This is a genomic window from Arthrobacter sp. ok909, from assembly GCF_900104405.1.
GTDB lineage: Bacteria > Actinomycetota > Actinomycetes > Actinomycetales > Micrococcaceae > Arthrobacter > Arthrobacter humicola.
This window is the reverse complement of sequence record NZ_FNJS01000011.1, coordinates 68267-82888: the sequence shown is the minus strand read 5'-3', so window position 1 is coordinate 82888 and position 14622 is coordinate 68267. Positions and strand designations below refer to the sequence as shown.

The following is a 14622-nucleotide window of genomic DNA, read 5'->3' as shown; positions in this document are numbered from 1 at the left end:
CAACAACCCCGGTCGGCGGCACGTCGAGGTGCCGCCGACCCCAGCAGGCTTTCAACCGCCCCAGGAGGCGCACCAATGACACTTGAAGGACATTCCCTCATCGCAGGGGAAACCACACCCGGCACCAACGGCACGGTCCACGGGATCAATCCCGCCACCAACGAACAGCTGGAGCCGGCCTACACGCTGGTCAGCGAGCAGCAGCTGAGGAAGGCCACCGAAGCGGCCGCCGACGCATTCGACTCATTCAGTGCACTGGAACCGGAACGGCATGCCAGGTTCCTGGACGCCATCGCCGAGAACATCGACGCCATCGGTGATGAACTGATTGAACGGGCCTCGACCGAGACCGGACTTGGTCTTGACCGGCTGCGCGGCGAACGGGCGCGGACCACGGGACAGCTTCGCCTCTTCGCCGACGTCGTCCGGCAAGGAGATTTCCGCGGAGTCCGGATCGACCCCGCACTGCCTGAGCGGACGCCCTTGCCCAGGGCCGACATCCGGCAGCGCCAGATTCCGATCGGCCCCGTCGCCGTCTTCGGCGCCAGCAACTTCCCGCTGGCCTTCTCCGTGGCCGGCGGAGACACAGCCTCCGCGTTCGCAGCAGGTTGCCCGGTGATCGTCAAGGCGCATAATGCCCACCCGGGGACCGCCGAGCTCGTGGGCCAGGCAATCGTCAAGGCAGTCCGCGACCTTGACCTGCACCCCGGAGTCTTCTCCCTTGTCTATGGTGCGGGCTCGAGCATCGGCCAGGCACTCGTTGCGGACCCCGCCATCAAGGCAGTCGGCTTCACGGGTTCCCGCGCCGGCGGTACCGCGCTGATGCGCACGGCCGCAGCCCGCCCGGAACCGATCCCGGTGTACGCGGAAATGTCCTCCATCAACCCCGTCTATGTCTTCCCGGGCGCACTGGAAGGCGACATCGAAACACTCGCACAGCAGTATGTCGCCTCCGTAACGGGTAGCTCCGGGCAGCTCTGCACCGCACCGGGGCTGGTCTTCGTACCCGCCGGCGAGGCCGGGGAACGTTTCGCCGCAGCTGTCACGGAAGCCGTCACCAAGCTTTCCGGCCAGACCATGCTGACCGGCGGCATCGCCTCCGCATGGCAGCACGGCTACAACACCCTGGCATCCGTTCCCGAAGTCGAGCTGATCGGCGAGGGAACCCCGGGGCCTTCCGAAAACGCTCCGGCCCCTGCCGTCTTCGGCGCAGACTTGGACGTCTTCACCACCGACCCCCTCCTGCACGAGGAAATCTTTGGTGCCGCGAGCCTGGTGGTGCGTTACAAAGGAGTCGACGACCTGATCGAGGCCACCGGCAAGCTCGAGGGCCAGCTCACGGCCTCCCTGCACGTCGCTGACAAGGACTATTCTGCGGCCTCGGGCCTGATACCCGCACTGGAACGCAGGGTCGGCAGGATCCTCCTCAACGGCTGGCCCACCGGCGTGGAAGTCGGCCACGCCATGGTCCACGGCGGCCCCTACCCGGCAACCTCGGACTCCAAGACAACTTCCGTGGGAACGCTGGCGATCGACCGGTTCCTGCGCCCCGTGGCCTACCAGAACTTCCCCGAGCAACTCCTGCCGGCGCCGCTGCAGGATGCCAACCCGTGGAACGTCCACCGTCTTGTCGACGGCAAGCCAGAGCAGGACCGCTAAGCCTGCCCGGCACAAGCTTCCGGCCCCGGACAGACCTCTCCAACAACAAATCGTCCGGGGCCGGAGATCCAATCCCACCCGAAACGGCTTGCCCTAAACGCGATGCCGAGCACGCAAAGGATTTCACCATGTCAACCAACACGCTTGAAGATATCGCGGACACCCTCCGCACCGCCCGGCTGAAGGGCGAACCGATCGCAGCCCCCACGGAGACCTGGCCGTCCCTGGACGCTGACACTGCCTTCGAAGTTCAGAAGATCAACGTCGACCATGCAGTGGCAAACGGCGACCGGCTCGTAGGCTACAAACTGGGGAACATCGCCAAAGTCATGCAGGACGCCTTCGGCCTGGACCAGCCGGACTACGGGCACCTCCTGGCCGGCGGCTTCGCCTTTGAAGGAACCACCCTGGAGCTGGACAAGTTCATCGAGCCCTTCGTGGAACTCGAACCGGCTTTCGTCCTCCGCAGGCCCCTCGGTGGCAAGAACACGACCATCGCCGACGTCATCAACGCCATCGACTACGCGTTGCCGGCCATCGAAATCATCGACTCCCGGGTGCGGAACTGGGCCATCGGACTTCCGGACACGCTCGCGGACAACGGCTCGACAGGCGCGGTCATCCTCGGCGGCACGCCGCGACTCATCACTGAGCTGAACCTTCGCGACACCCGCGGCGTCCTGAAGTTTAACGACCGCGAAGTCATCACCGGAACGACCGGCAACATCCTTGGCAACCCCCTCGCGGCGGTCGCCTGGCTTGTCAACCGCCTCGCCGAGTACGGCGTCGAGTTCGAAGCCGGACAGGTCATCCTGCCGGGAAGCTGCCTGCAAGCGGTGCCCATGAAGGAAGCGGGCCGCTGGTCCGGCACCTTCGAAGGCTGGGGCACTGTCGAATTTGACGTCTCCGCCTGACAGGAAATGAGGCGGTGTGCCCGGCGGCCCTCTACAGGCCGGGCACACCACCCACGCTTCGAACCGCTCGACACTTTCTCGCCCCCGACCAGAAGGACCACGCGTGCGCCTGGCCAACATTGCCAACCGACTGACGCTCGTCACGCCGGACAGCCACCTCATTGACATCTCACAGGCAACCCGGGGGCGTTTCAGCCCGGCCATCCAGGACTGCTACGAACGCTGGGACGAGCTTGCGGAAGTCGCGGCCAGGCTTCACAACAAACCCGGAAAGCCCCTGGCGCACGTGCCGCTGGGGGAGTTCGGCAACCCTGCACCGCGACCGCGTCAGGTCTTTGCCATCGGACTCAACTACGCCGCCCATGCAGCAGAGGCTTCACTTGCCGTACCCGAGGACCTCACCGTCTTCACAAAGTTCTCCAGCTCACTGGCCGGCCCCTACGGAAACATCAAGCTTCCGCCCGGAACCGTGGACTGGGAAGTCGAGCTCGTGGCAGTTATTGGCCGCGGCGGCAGGGACATCCCTGCAAAGGACGCGTGGAACCATGTCGCGGGCGTATCCGCGGGACAGGACCTCTCCGAGCGCACGATGCAGGCCCAGGGTCCCGCCCCGCAGTACAGCCTGGCTAAGTCTTTCCCCGGTTTCGGGCCCGTTGGTCCCTTTCTGGTCACCCCCGATGAATTTGACGACCCGGACAGCCTCGAACTGGGCTGCATCATCAACGGAGAAGAAGTTCAAAAGGGCAACACCTCGGACATGGTGTTTCCGGTTCCCGAGATTATCGCCCGCCTGTCCAAAGTCACCACGCTGCTCCCGGGAGACATTATCTTTACCGGCACGCCACCAGGGGTAGGCGTCGGACGAGTTCCCCAGCGCTTTCTCGCACCCGGCGACGAACTCGTCACCCGTATCGACGGCGTCGGCGAGATGCGCCACCGGATGCAGTAGCCCATAGAGGCGCGTACATAGGTACGCGCCTCTATGCTTGCCATTCCCGAGCCCATCGTTGTGGCATGCTCAGTGATGGCTCAGCCGGGTATGTCGCGCAGCGTTCCGGGTGCTGCCGCTCCGGTCAGATTGCATGCCTGGAACAGCAGGCCATCGCTGATCCAGCCGAGCGAGATCGACGTGCACCCCGCCCAAACGGCCCTCGCGCCGCCGCAAAATACGGCCATGAAGTCCGTTGGCGGTCTCCTCATGAGCTGGTGCCCCACTGTGGTGGTCTGGTGTCAATGTGGCGTCTGGGAGGCCTGGCCCGGGATTGCCGCGTACCCGAGAGCACGCTTGAACGGGCCGACAGTGGGCTGCCTTAGGCCGCCATCTTGATGACTTCGGGATGGTCCGCGCTGCAGATCATTACCCTTCCGAGGCCCGCGGACTGGATCAGCCAGAAGACGCTCCGGTCTGCCGCGATGACGTCGATTCGTCCTGTGACAGGAGTGTCATTTCCGTGGCGCACGTGAACAAGGTCGTTGCGGGAAAGCTTGGACCAGTCCGGAACAGGCCTGGCCGGCAGCGAGCCGTCCCGCGCTTGCCGGGTCATGGGAGGTGTGGTCATCTTCGAGCTCTCGTATAAGTGGTGGAAGCCACCATTCAAAAATTTTGAACGCGTTGTTCAATTTATAACTTCGCGTCCTGATTTGGTCAAGACCCGGCACGCAAAGAGCCCTCATTGCGCCCAGGACTGCCGGGAACGAGGGAGTGGCCCCAGAGATTCCGCCCCGCAGATCTTGATTGCGCGTGTGATATGTGCCATAGTCTTATCAGTCGTTCAAAGAATGAACGTGACGTTCATTTTTTAGCATCTGCCGCTAACTCAGGTACGAAGACGTTCCTGGGCCGGATCGAAAGGGAAGTCGAATGTCTATCATTCATCGTTTTTCAAAGAACTCCGCGGCGCGCAGGCCGTCCGGCACTATTGCGGGCCCGCGGAACCATGTTGAACCCCAGGTGCTCGGCCCTGCCGGGCAGATTGTCTGCTCACCCTGGGAAGGGATCTATCTTGAGCAGGGCCGCTCCTGGGTCCCGGAGGGCGAAGCGGACTCTGCGCTCAGCCTCGAACTTGAACTATTCCTGACGTCCGTGCTCAGCGGAGACAGCGGCCTGCGCGGGGAGCGGGTTGAGCCGGACTTCCCGGAGCGCGGCGCGGATGCGGAATGACTATGAGCATCACCGCTGAAGTGACAGGCGATCAGGCGCTCATAGCCCCGCCAGCCCGTGCCGTCGTCGCCGTCGTTATCGAATGGCGGGGAAGGATTGCACTGCTCAAGCGCAGTCAGCGCCTGAATCACGACAGGGGCCGCTGGCACTGCGTCACTGGATTCCTCGAAGCGGGCGTGTCGCCGCGCCAGCAGGCAGACCGGGAGCTCTTCGAGGAGACGGGGCTGCAGTCTTCGGATCTCCTCGATCTTCGTCAGGGCCCTGCCCTGCTGCTCAATGATGACTCCGGAGGGTCCTGGGTCGTCCACACCTTCACTGCCGTGACCGCGCGACGCCGGCTAGAGATTGACTGGGAGCATGACTCCTACCGCTGGACTGCCCCCGGGAAGACGCGCCGCTTCGCCAACCGGGTTTCCTGGCTGGATGTCGTGCTCGGCGCAACCGGGCACCTCGGCAGCTGACGCCCCGGCGTCCCCGCGGCTGCGTTCAGGCGCAACAGGCTCTCCCCAAACGAGGGGCACCTCGTAGCAGCCCTGGAAGGGCAGAACCAGGCTCTGGCACCGAAGACAGCCAATAATCCGCCCACATTGGGAAACTTACACCCGCCACGGCGAGCTCGTACTGTAAGCGCCGGCCTAAGCGTCCAAAGAGCTTTGGACTATTTCTGATGTTGCTTGAGCGGATTCAAGGTCTGTCTTTCCCGAGCGCCAACCACCCCACCGCGGACATGAGTCCTGGGCCCGTGATTCCAGCCCCCGGTCGAAGTCCAGAATCCAGATTAGGGCCCAGATGGCCAGGGCCGGTATGGCAAAGCGAGGTTGTAGGTTCCAATTGTCCAACCCAATTGTCCAGACACTATCTGGACAATTGGGGCCGAACGGTCAGCCGCGTCCGGGCAGTATCTAACCGGGTGGCTCAATCACGCTAACGAAATATCCGCTCTCGGCCTGCAGGGGTTTCATGAATGATGAGGCCGCTGTCCTACATGCGTCACCGAGAACCAGAGCGGGGGCAACTAGCAGTTCGAAGTCCCCTCCTTAGGATGGCGGAATGGACGTACCGAAGACCCACTCCTTGCACTAAATAACAGCGTCCAACGTATCACCCGTCGTCGGAGCATTTGCCCCGGTCAGATGCGGTTTCTTTGGTCGAAATGGTTCCGTAGCGATGGGAGAGGGCCGGGGCCGGCGATCGTGCATCAGATGCAATAATCACGGTACAGCTTGTCATAATCACAACTATCGGCGACGCTCCAACAGAGTGACGGAGTCTGGAAGTGACAAGACCGGCAAATTCCAGCCCGAATATGCCGGCAAGTCAACTTCTAAGTCGCGCTCGTCGGTGACGTACTCCGGCGCCAGCACCATAACGAAACTATTGGAATCCTGATCTGCGCCAGCAATAACGACCACATCGTCCTACGAGAAGCCAAGAAATGCCGCCGAATTGGGTCTGGTGTATTTTTGGTGGCCCCAATGATCCGTGGGACACCGAAGTCGTAGTCCTGCCCAGCTACGGGCCGGGACGTAACCGGCAGCAGCCGATCCGGCGTGACCTTCAGGAACGTATCGGCCGAGAATTGCAGGGTCCATTCATCCAGCGGTGCCGGGGCCGCCACCAGATATGGATGCGGGCAGACGCCGTAGGGCGCGGTGTTTTCCCGATGTTTTCGGCCGTCAAGGTTGCAATGCAGGCCGCGAGAGTCGATGCGGTAGCTGGCAGTGAGCCGGAGCGCGAACGGGTAGCCCGCTGCCGGGCCTAGCCGGCAGACGAGGATCACGGAGGACGCATCGCGGGATTCGAGCGCCCAGTCCAGGCTGAAAGCGAAACCGTGCTATGCGCAGTTTCGTTCCCGCTCGTTGATCGGGAGCTGGTGGTCGACTCCGTCGCGGATCCGGTTGGGCCAGGGTGCCGCGATGACGCCGCGGTAGTCGGGGATGGGACCTGCTTGTGGGAAGGGGACAATCAGGTCGCGCCGGAGGTAGCGCAGTTCGCGGACGGCGGCACCCTGACCGCGATGACATCCGTGTACCCTCCGTCGCTGACGTTGTATTCGGTCATGATGGCCGCATGCTGTTTGCCGGGTCGTTCTGGGGAGCTGCGGCGAAGGCGCTGGCCACCATGTCTTCGAGGCTGTGGCGCATTTTCCAGCCGAGGTCTCTGGCGGCGAGGTCGCCCATGGCTACGATCCGGGGCGGATCGCCGGGCCGGCGCGGGCAGAGTTCGGGTCGGAACTGCCGGCCGGTGACGGCTGCCATGGTGTCCATGATTTCCCGTACGGAAATCCCGGCGCCGGAGCCCAGGTTATAGACCGGTTCCAGATGGCCGCCGGCCTCGAGCTCCTGTGCGGCTGCGACATGGGCCTTGGCCAGATCGCTGACGTGGATGTAGTCGCGGACACAGGTCCCGTCCGGCGTGTCGTAGTCGGTGCCGAAAATCTTCGGCCGTTTGCCTGCCTTCAGTGCCGCGAGCACGAGGGGAAAGAGATTGTGCGGGCTGGAGTCGTAGATCCCCGTGTCGCCGGATCCAACGACGTTGAAGTAGCGCAGGGCCGTGCTTGTCAGGCCGCTGGCCCGGCCCTGGTCCCGGATGAGCCACTCGCCGATCAACTTGGTTTCGCCGTACGGCGACTCGGGAAAGGTGGGGGTGTCCTCGGTGACAATTTCCCCGGGCGGCGTTCCGTAGACGGCGGCCGATGAGGAAAACACGATCCGGCGGACGCCGGCCTGGTCCATGGCTTTGAGCAGCAGCGCCGTTCCGGTGACGTTGTGTTCGTAGGCCACCAGGGGTTCGGTGACTGATTTCCCGGCGTATTTGTAGCCGGCCAGGTGAACGACGCCACTCACACGGTGTTCCTGCAGTGCGCGGGTGACCTTGTCGCAGTCCAAGATGCTGGCATGGATGAACGGGACGGATGCAGGGACGAAGTGACGGTGTCCGCTGACCAGTGAGTCGAGCGCCACGGCCCGGATGCCTGCCCGGGTGAACGCTTCGAGGACGTGGGCGCCGATGTAGCCGGCCGCTCCGGTAATCAGCCAGGTCATAGTTTCTGCGCCCCGTCAGCGGGCAGGACGGCGAAGATGTCCGGGGTTTGCAGTCCGCGCGCGGCGAATCCGGTCAGGACTGCGTCCTTGACGCGTGCGGCATCGTCTGTGGACACCAACGCAATGGCGGAGCCGCCAAAGCCGCCGCCGGTCATCCGGGCGCCGAGAGCGCCGTTGGCCCGCGCGGTGTCGGCTGCGAGGTTCAATTCGGGGCAGGAGATCTCGAAGTCGTCCCGCATCGAACGGTGGCTCGCGTCCAGCAGGTCCCCGATGGCGTGGGGACCGTGAGTTCTCAGCAGGTCAACGGTCCCGGCGACGCGCTCGTTTTCGGTGATGATGTGGCGGACGCGGCGGAAGGTTTCCTCGTCGAGGGTGCGCTCGGCCCGGGGTAGGTCGGTGCTGTCCAGATCCCGGAGGGCGCCCACGCCCATCTGGTGTGCTCCCCTGGCGCATGAAGCCCGGCGTGCTGCGTAGCCGCCGTTGGCGTGGGCGTGCGAGACCTTGGTGTCGATGACCAGGCAGACCAGCCCGGACTCTTCGAGGCCAAGGGAAACCGGCACGGACTTGCCGTCGCGGCAGTCGAGATAGACGGCGGAATTCCTTGTTCCGAGCATCGAGGCGTACTGGTCCATGATGCCGGTGGGGGCACCGACCACGTTGTTTTCGGCGCGGCGCCCGATGTCGGCCAGCTGGGTGCGCTCGAGTCTTGCGCCGCTCAGCTCGGACAGGGCCAGGGCGACGGCACATTCCAGCGCTGCGGAGGAGGACAATCCGGCCCCGACCGGCACATCGGAGGAGACATAAAGCTCGAAGCCGGGGACCGGCACACCGGCCTGTTCCAGCTCCCAGGCCACGCCGGCCGGGTAGGCGGACCAGCCGTGGGCATCTTCCGGGGCGAAGGTGTCCAGATTGAACTCGACCGCCTCCGCGTCTCCGAAGGATGAAACCAGCCTTACTGTCCGGTCGTCCCGGGCGGAGACGGCGACGGTGGTGGATCTGTCGATGGCGAACGGCAGGACGAGGCCCTCGTTGTAGTCGGTGTGCTCGCCCATGAGATTCACCCGGCCCGGTGCCCGCCAGAGGCCGTCAGGTTCGTGGCCGAAATAGTTTGTGAAGGCCCCGGTCAGCGTTATGGCCTGGCGGTCTGCCTCGGTTTTAGTCGTGGTCATGGTCTTCCTTGTCTGCGGCAGTTCAATGGGCGGACCGGACCGTCAGGTCCGGGCCGAACGGCGGTCAGGTCGTGGGCTGCGGTGCTGTGGGGACGTCCCGGAGCAGCCGGGCGACGTGCTCGGGCGTGGTGTCGTTGATGAATGCGCCCATGGCGGCTTCGGAGCCTGCGAGGTATTTGAGTTTGTCGGCGGCCCGCCGGGGCGAGGTCAGCTGCAGGTGCAGGTATCCGGCCCGGCGCATCGCCGGATCCACCGGGGCCTGGTGCCAGGCGCTGATGTAGGGTGTGGGGCTGTTGTAAAGGCCATCCAACCGGCCGAGGAGGTCCGGGTACAGGACTGCGAGTTCGTCCCGTTCGGGCCCGGTCAGGGCCGCCAGATCCGGCACCTGACGGTGCGGAACCAGATGGATTTCCAGCGGCCAGCGTGCCGCGAAGGGCACATAGGCGCTGAAGAACTCGCCCTCGGCGACCATGCGGGACCCGTCAGTGCGCTCCTTCGCCAGGATGTCCCCGGTCAGCGTGGCCGTGCCGCCCGATGCCTCGTGGAATTGGCCCGCGGCCGCGGCCATTACCGCGGCCCGCGGCGTGACGTACGGGTAGGCGTAGATCTGCCCGTGCGGGTGGTGCAACGTCACGCCGATGTCCTGGCCCCGGTTCTCAAAACAGAACACCTGCTGCACCCCGGGAAGCGCACTCAGGGCCTCGGTCCGGTGAGCCCAGGCGTCAATCACGGTGCGGACCCGCTGTGTGCCCAGGCCCGCGAAGGTGCCGTTGTGTTCGGGGGTGAAGGCCACCACTTCGCACCGGCCGCCCGCTATCCCGCGGGTTCCCCACGCCGGTGCACCCGGTGCCGCGGCGAAGTCGGGACCGAGGGACGGGAACCGGTTTTCGAACACGACCACGTCGTAGTCCGACGCCGGGATCTCCGAGGCCCTGCCGGGCGTGCTGGGGCAGAGCGGGCATTCATCGGCCGGTGGGAGGTGGGTCCGGTGCTGCCGGTGCGCCGCAACGGCCACCCATTCCCCGGTCAGAGCGTCGTAACGGACCTCCCCGGACGGGCCGCGGACCGGCAGTTCGCGACCGTCCGCTGCGGCTTCCCGGTCCGGCGACATGGTGCCGCGGTCGTCGAAATAGAGCATTTCACGGCCGTCGGCCAGTAGCGTCCGGGTTGCCGACGCTGCTGTTCCGGAAGCGGCGGTTGGACTGGTGATGCTGGTCATAAGTGGTCCTTCAAGTTTGTAGTCATCAAGGGGCGCCCGCCGACACCGGCCTGCCGGGTCATGTGCGGAAACACCACCGGGGAGATGCGGCCGTTTTCGAGAACAAATCGCCCTTCGCTGGCCCCGACGTCGGGCCAACTAGGACACCTAGGCTTAGGCCGAAGAAGATGAGTTTGGGACTCGCTCGTCCTTTCTGGGAAAGATGTGAGCTTTTGGCGCAAGCCCCATTCACATCGTGACGGCAGATGGAAGGAACTGGGCGGGCCGATGCCGGACGACAGCGACAACACCGAAAGCCAATGCCCAGGATTCCTTGCGTACTGTTCCGGTGACGAATCGTTGTTGGGTTTGCCAGCTCACTCTTGGGGCGGCGGTTCGGGCAGCCTCAGCTCGAACCTATCCTCCTCGTGGAGCAGTGTTCGCCGTAATTGACGTTCCAGGAATACCCAGACGACCGATCCGTCGGCTGTGACGTCATCCACCACGCCCCAGTCAACAAAGCCGGCGCCGTCGTATATCCCTACCCTGTCGCCAGAGTTAAGGCTTTCCCAGCCCGTTGTCATCCGTCCCGCTCATAGGTGAATCCGTAGGGGACGTCTTCGGTTACCGCGACGACAAAGGATGCATGTCCGAAGCGGGTGACCAGTATGCCGTGCCGGCCCTCCCTCATGGCTTGGTCGCGCCCCAGATCGACTGCCCTGTCCAAATCGTCGTGAATGACCTGAAGGTTAGCCCCGGTAATTTCAAATTTCGTCCGACCTCGATGGTTCGTATCATGCTGTATCTCCTTTCTCCGCTGAACACCCGATAGTCAATGGGCGCGATCAGCGGAGCGTTGGTGGCTGTTCCGTCGCAGCGGAGTTCGTGCCCTTCTGAATGGTCTGGTCGGCGTTCCTGTTGGGGCCGCCCACTTCGCAGGCCGGAGCTAGGACTCGAATGCTCTGGCGACCATCTCTTCCAGGCTTTGGCGCATCTCCGAACCGAAGTCGCGTGACCGGTTCCCCCGCAGCAACGATCCGATCGGGATCACCGGGGCGGCGGGGACACTTTTCCGGTTCGGAATCGACACCGTGGCCATGGTCTCCATGATCCAGCGAACCGAAACACTCGCCCTCGCCCAGGTTGTAAGCGCGTCCCGCCTCCAGTGCCATGGCAGCAAAGGTGCGCCCTCGCCAGGTCACTGACGTGCACATAATCTCGGTCATGCCCTGATCGTTGACCCGCGGCGCGGGTGGTGGCACGATGTCATGGCTCATTGCCGGTCAGGTCAGCCAGAGGATGGCGCGAGTTCGACCTTTAGCTAGCCCAGTTCTCCCGTACCGGCAGCGGCCAGGGGAAGGAGCTGGGACCAGAGTTCAGCCGGAATGTCCCATTCGGCCAGACGTGCTGTTTGGTCGACGCGGCCGGGTTCGGACATGCCAACGATGGTGGATGCCACACGGGGATCGCGGGTGGAGAACTGAAGAGCGGCGGCAGCCAGCGGCACCGAGTACGTCTCACACAGCTTCTGCATCTTTCGCACCCGCTCGATGATGACCTGACTGGCCGGCCCGTAGCAGTAGTTGGGAACGGCGTCGGGGCCTTTGACGAGCATTCCGCCACCAAACGGTGCGGCGTTAACGAACGCCACGCCCCGGGAGGCTGCCTCCTGAATGAGCGGTTCGGCTGATTGATCCACAAGGGTGTATCTGTTGTGGCTGATGACGACGTCGAACGCGTCGGTTGCCAGATACTTCAGCTCAAGGTCGATGGGGCCGCCGGCGACGCCGAGGTGTTCGATCACGCCCTGGTCCCTCAGTTCGATGAGGGCCTCGAGGGGACCGCCGGCCGCGGTGCCTTCTTCGAAGGTAATCTTTTCGGGATCGTGGAAGTAGACGAGCTGAAGACGGTCCAGGCCAAGCCGTTCAAGGCTTTCCTCCACGGACCGGCGGACACGGTCTCCCGAGAAGTCCCTGGTCCCGACGATCGGGTCCACCTTGGTGGCCACGACGAAGCCCTCCGGCAGACCGCCCGCTTCCGCGAGGGCCTGGCCGATCCGGCGTTCGCTGTCGCCCCCGTGGCCGTATTCGTTGGACGTGTCGACGAAATTGAATGGACCTTCCATGACTTTGCGGATGGTCGCCACGGCGGTGTCAGTGCTGACTTCGTAACCGTACTGGGTGGGGTGGCTGCCCAGAGCGCTCGTTCCCACGCAAACGGGTGAGACTGACAGCCCGGTACGGCCAAGAGTTCGGTTTTCCATGCTTTTTCCTTTGGTTATCTGTGGTGTACGACCATGGGTTGTGTCAAAAGTCGTAGTTTTACGGTCAGGACAGAGTCACCGCGCAGTGCTGGGCGTTGACCAAGGTTGAACACTGGAGTTGGTGCTCCCTTCCGACCCAGCAGCTTCATGGATCAGGAGGGAGAGGTAGTGGTCCTGGCAACCGTCAGCAAGGGAGTATCCCCGGGAACGGTTTCCTGGAAGTGTGTTCAGCAGGCAAACGGCAATGGCGATCTCCTCGTCCGAGAGCCGCGCGCCCGGGAACGGGTTGCGGTAGATGACCCGGCCCCCGACGCTCAGGGTGTCCAGGTCGGCCCCCTCCAGGTTGCCGTCGATGCCGAGTTGACGGCGCACGATCGGGGCGCTGACAGGTGCGCCGTCGTCCGCCAGCCACGTGAGCTGGTCGCCCACCAGTTCCGCTTGGCTTCCGCGTACCTGGATCTGCCGCCGACGCAGTGGATTGAACCACTGTGTATCGGTGAAATCGTAGAAACCCGTCTTGCTGCCGAAGCCGAGAATGGCGAGGGTATGGCGTTCGCTCCCAAGATTCTGGTTTTCGGGCCATCCGGTTCGGTCCGGCCCGGCCATGATGGGAACATCCTGGGCGGTTGCGAGGACACGTACGGGATCGCTGCCCGTGTCCATGAGTGCCCGGAGGATGGCCACGGCATGGTAATCATGGGTCCAGGAGACGGACGCAGAACTGACCTCGCCGAAAGTTCCGTCTTCGATCAGGCATCGGACACCGGCAAATGTAGGCAGGTACGGGTGCTGTTCAGCCACCTGAACGAGTCCCGTGTGGCCGACCTCGTTCCACAACTCAGTCATCGAGAAAACGTCAACCGCCGGCGGGGTCTCGGTCAGGACGGGGATGCCCAGCGCGACCAGGATCCGCAGCACGTCCAGGTTGGCTTCCCGCGGAACACAGGTCACTGCTACGTCCGGCCGCAAGATTTCGACAGCCTCATCGATGGTGCGGAAAGTCGGCAACTGCCACCGCCGCTCGATCTCCGCTCCGCCTTCGGCGGTCCGCGTGACCGCGCCCACGCAGGTGAACAGCTCCGGCAGTTGCCGGGCGATGCGGAAGTAAAAGTCGGCGCGCCAGCCGCGTCCGACGACGAGAAACCGGTGCGGCTGTACCGCGGCGTCGGTGTTCATGCGCCCGGAATCAGCACGGCCCGCGCCAGAAGGTCACCGGACTTCAGCCGCGACAGCGCTAGGTTGGCTTCACTGAGGGGAAAATCCTCGTGCACGGAGCGTAGTTTTCCGTCGGAGGCCAGGCCCAGCACCTCGGACATCTCCCAGCGGCTGCCCAGCACGGAGCCGACCACTGTCTTTTCGTCGCCGATGTCCATGGGCCCCACCGTCTGGGCCACACCGAGGACCACGCGGCCGCCTGGCCTGACCACGCGGATGGCATCGGCCACGGCATGATCCGATGGAGCGAAGACAATGGCAGCGTCCAGCGAGGCGTCCGGCAGCACCGGGCCGCCTTCATGCCCGGCCGGGACATAGGACGCCTTCGCACCCAGCTCTTCAGCCAGGCCACGGTGTGCTGCACTCCTGGTGACGGCGTAAACGTCGGCCCCGGTGAGTGCAGCCATCTGTAGGACCATATGTCCGACGCCGCCGACGCCGAAGACTCCGATTTTCTGGCCCGGGGAAAGCTGGGCTTTTTTCACTGAACCGTGTGCGGTTATGCCAGGGCACAGCAACGGGGCCGCTTCGGCGTCGGAGAGCCCGTCAGGGATCTTGTAAGCGTAGGCCGCGTTCGCCAGCATGACTTCGGCATAGCCGCCGTCCCGTGTTTCACCGGTGATCTGGCGTGCACGGCAGCGCTGCTCGTTCCCTGTCAGGCAATGAATGCACAGACCACAGGTAGACCAAATGGGCTGCACGCCGATCCGGTCGCCCACGGCCAGGTTGGTGACGCCGGGGCCGAGTACTTTGACCCTGCCGACAACCTCGTGTCCAGGGATGATCGGCAGGCTCGCCGGGGTACCCGGCAGCCAGTCACCTTCGATCATATGGAGATTGGAACGGCATACTCCGCAAGCCAGTACGTCGATCGATATTTCGCCGGGGCCAGGTGTCGGTTCGGGGACTTCGACGTAGTCCAGCGGGTCGCTTTCGATGGGACCGTGGGTGCGGAGGATGGCGGCGTACATGGGGCTCGCTTTCAGGTGCTCCGGATAA

12 protein-coding genes and 1 pseudogene are annotated in these 14622 nt (G+C 64.1%); 5 read left to right on the top strand and 8 right to left on the bottom strand.

The genetic code is table 11. The features are described from left to right. Positions 1-75: 75 nt before the first annotated feature. The 3 genes from BLR03_RS11080 to BLR03_RS11070 all read left to right on the top strand — a co-directional run bounded on the left by BLR03_RS11080 (position 76) and on the right by BLR03_RS11070 (position 3522). Entirely contained in the window at positions 76-1659 is a 1584-nt protein-coding gene (locus BLR03_RS11080) for an aldehyde dehydrogenase (NADP(+)) (RefSeq protein ID WP_091252538.1), read from the top strand. Positions 1660-1787: 128 nt separating this feature from the next. Next, a complete protein-coding gene (locus tag BLR03_RS11075; RefSeq protein ID WP_091252536.1) occupies positions 1788-2573 on the top strand; it encodes a 2-keto-4-pentenoate hydratase in 786 nt (261 codons plus the stop codon). Between the two features lie 103 nt (positions 2574-2676). Next, entirely contained in the window at positions 2677-3522 is an 846-nt protein-coding gene (locus tag BLR03_RS11070) for a fumarylacetoacetate hydrolase family protein (RefSeq protein WP_091252534.1), read from the top strand. A 361-nt stretch (positions 3523-3883) separates the two neighbouring features. Here BLR03_RS11070 and BLR03_RS11065 read toward each other — a convergent pair whose 3' ends face one another. After that, complete coding sequence (locus BLR03_RS11065) at positions 3884-4132, bottom strand: hypothetical protein (protein ID WP_254788395.1); 249 nt, start codon at positions 4130-4132, stop codon at positions 3884-3886. A gap of 302 nt (positions 4133-4434) precedes the next feature. Between BLR03_RS11065 and BLR03_RS11060 the strand changes: the two genes are divergently transcribed. After that, positions 4435-4734 (top strand): hypothetical protein, encoded by a 300-nt coding sequence (locus tag BLR03_RS11060; protein ID WP_139184522.1) that lies wholly within the window; start codon positions 4435-4437, stop codon positions 4732-4734. Between the two features lie 2 nt (positions 4735-4736). Beyond that, the gene (locus BLR03_RS11055; protein WP_175460499.1) at positions 4737-5195 is read left to right on the top strand and encodes an NUDIX domain-containing protein; all 459 of its coding nucleotides are present in this window, start codon (positions 4737-4739) and stop codon (positions 5193-5195) included. A gap of 863 nt (positions 5196-6058) precedes the next feature. On the opposite strand, the pseudogene BLR03_RS25285 reads toward BLR03_RS11055, so the two are convergent. From BLR03_RS25285 to BLR03_RS11010, 7 genes and pseudogenes are all read right to left on the bottom strand, one after another. Continuing rightward, positions 6059-6556, bottom strand: a pseudogene (locus tag BLR03_RS25285) (hypothetical protein); the annotation flags it as partial. Positions 6557-6791: 235 nt separating this feature from the next. Then, positions 6792-7778 (bottom strand): UDP-glucose 4-epimerase GalE, encoded by a 987-nt coding sequence (galE, locus tag BLR03_RS11045; protein ID WP_091252527.1) that lies wholly within the window; start codon positions 7776-7778, stop codon positions 6792-6794. After that, complete coding sequence (gene galK / locus BLR03_RS11040; RefSeq protein ID WP_091252526.1) at positions 7775-8947, bottom strand: galactokinase; 1173 nt, start codon at positions 8945-8947, stop codon at positions 7775-7777. The genes galE and galK overlap by 4 nt, the downstream gene beginning before the upstream one ends. Positions 8948-9011: 64 nt before the next feature. After that, positions 9012-10166 carry a galactose-1-phosphate uridylyltransferase gene (gene galT / locus BLR03_RS11035; protein WP_091252524.1) on the bottom strand — a complete coding sequence of 385 codons (1155 nt, stop codon included), beginning with the start codon at positions 10164-10166 and terminating at the stop codon, positions 9012-9014. 1300 nt (positions 10167-11466) lie between these two features. Then, positions 11467-12408: an aldo/keto reductase gene (locus tag BLR03_RS11020; protein ID WP_091252519.1), complete on the bottom strand. Its 942-nt coding sequence runs from the start codon at positions 12406-12408 to the stop codon at positions 11467-11469. 75 nt (positions 12409-12483) lie between these two features. Then, positions 12484-13584 (bottom strand): Gfo/Idh/MocA family protein, encoded by a 1101-nt coding sequence (locus BLR03_RS11015; RefSeq protein WP_091252518.1) that lies wholly within the window; start codon positions 13582-13584, stop codon positions 12484-12486. Continuing rightward, positions 13581-14594 (bottom strand): alcohol dehydrogenase catalytic domain-containing protein, encoded by a 1014-nt coding sequence (locus BLR03_RS11010; protein WP_091252516.1) that lies wholly within the window; start codon positions 14592-14594, stop codon positions 13581-13583. The genes BLR03_RS11015 and BLR03_RS11010 overlap by 4 nt, the downstream gene beginning before the upstream one ends. Between the last annotated feature and the right edge of the window lie 28 nt (positions 14595-14622).

Excerpts from the sequence above, each read along its gene's own strand:
- BLR03_RS11010 (WP_091252516.1), bottom strand. The coding sequence starts at position 14,594 with ATGTACGCCGCCATCCTCCGCACCCACGGTCCCATCGAAAGCGACCCG.
- BLR03_RS11080 (WP_091252538.1), top strand. The coding sequence starts at position 76 with ATGACACTTGAAGGACATTCCCTCATCGCAGGGGAAACCACACCCGGC.
- galT (WP_091252524.1), bottom strand. The coding sequence starts at position 10,166 with ATGACCAGCATCACCAGTCCAACCGCCGCTTCCGGAACAGCAGCGTCG.
- BLR03_RS11055 (WP_175460499.1), top strand. The coding sequence starts at position 4,737 with ATGAGCATCACCGCTGAAGTGACAGGCGATCAGGCGCTCATAGCCCCG.
- BLR03_RS11065 (WP_254788395.1), bottom strand. The coding sequence starts at position 4,132 with ATGACCACACCTCCCATGACCCGGCAAGCGCGGGACGGCTCGCTGCCG.
- BLR03_RS11015 (WP_091252518.1), bottom strand. The coding sequence starts at position 13,584 with ATGAACACCGACGCCGCGGTACAGCCGCACCGGTTTCTCGTCGTCGGA.
- BLR03_RS11060 (WP_139184522.1), top strand. The coding sequence starts at position 4,435 with ATGTCTATCATTCATCGTTTTTCAAAGAACTCCGCGGCGCGCAGGCCG.
- BLR03_RS11075 (WP_091252536.1), top strand. The coding sequence starts at position 1,788 with ATGTCAACCAACACGCTTGAAGATATCGCGGACACCCTCCGCACCGCC.
- BLR03_RS11020 (WP_091252519.1), bottom strand. The coding sequence starts at position 12,408 with ATGGAAAACCGAACTCTTGGCCGTACCGGGCTGTCAGTCTCACCCGTT.
- galK (WP_091252526.1), bottom strand. The coding sequence starts at position 8,947 with ATGACCACGACTAAAACCGAGGCAGACCGCCAGGCCATAACGCTGACC.
- galE (WP_091252527.1), bottom strand. The coding sequence starts at position 7,778 with ATGACCTGGCTGATTACCGGAGCGGCCGGCTACATCGGCGCCCACGTC.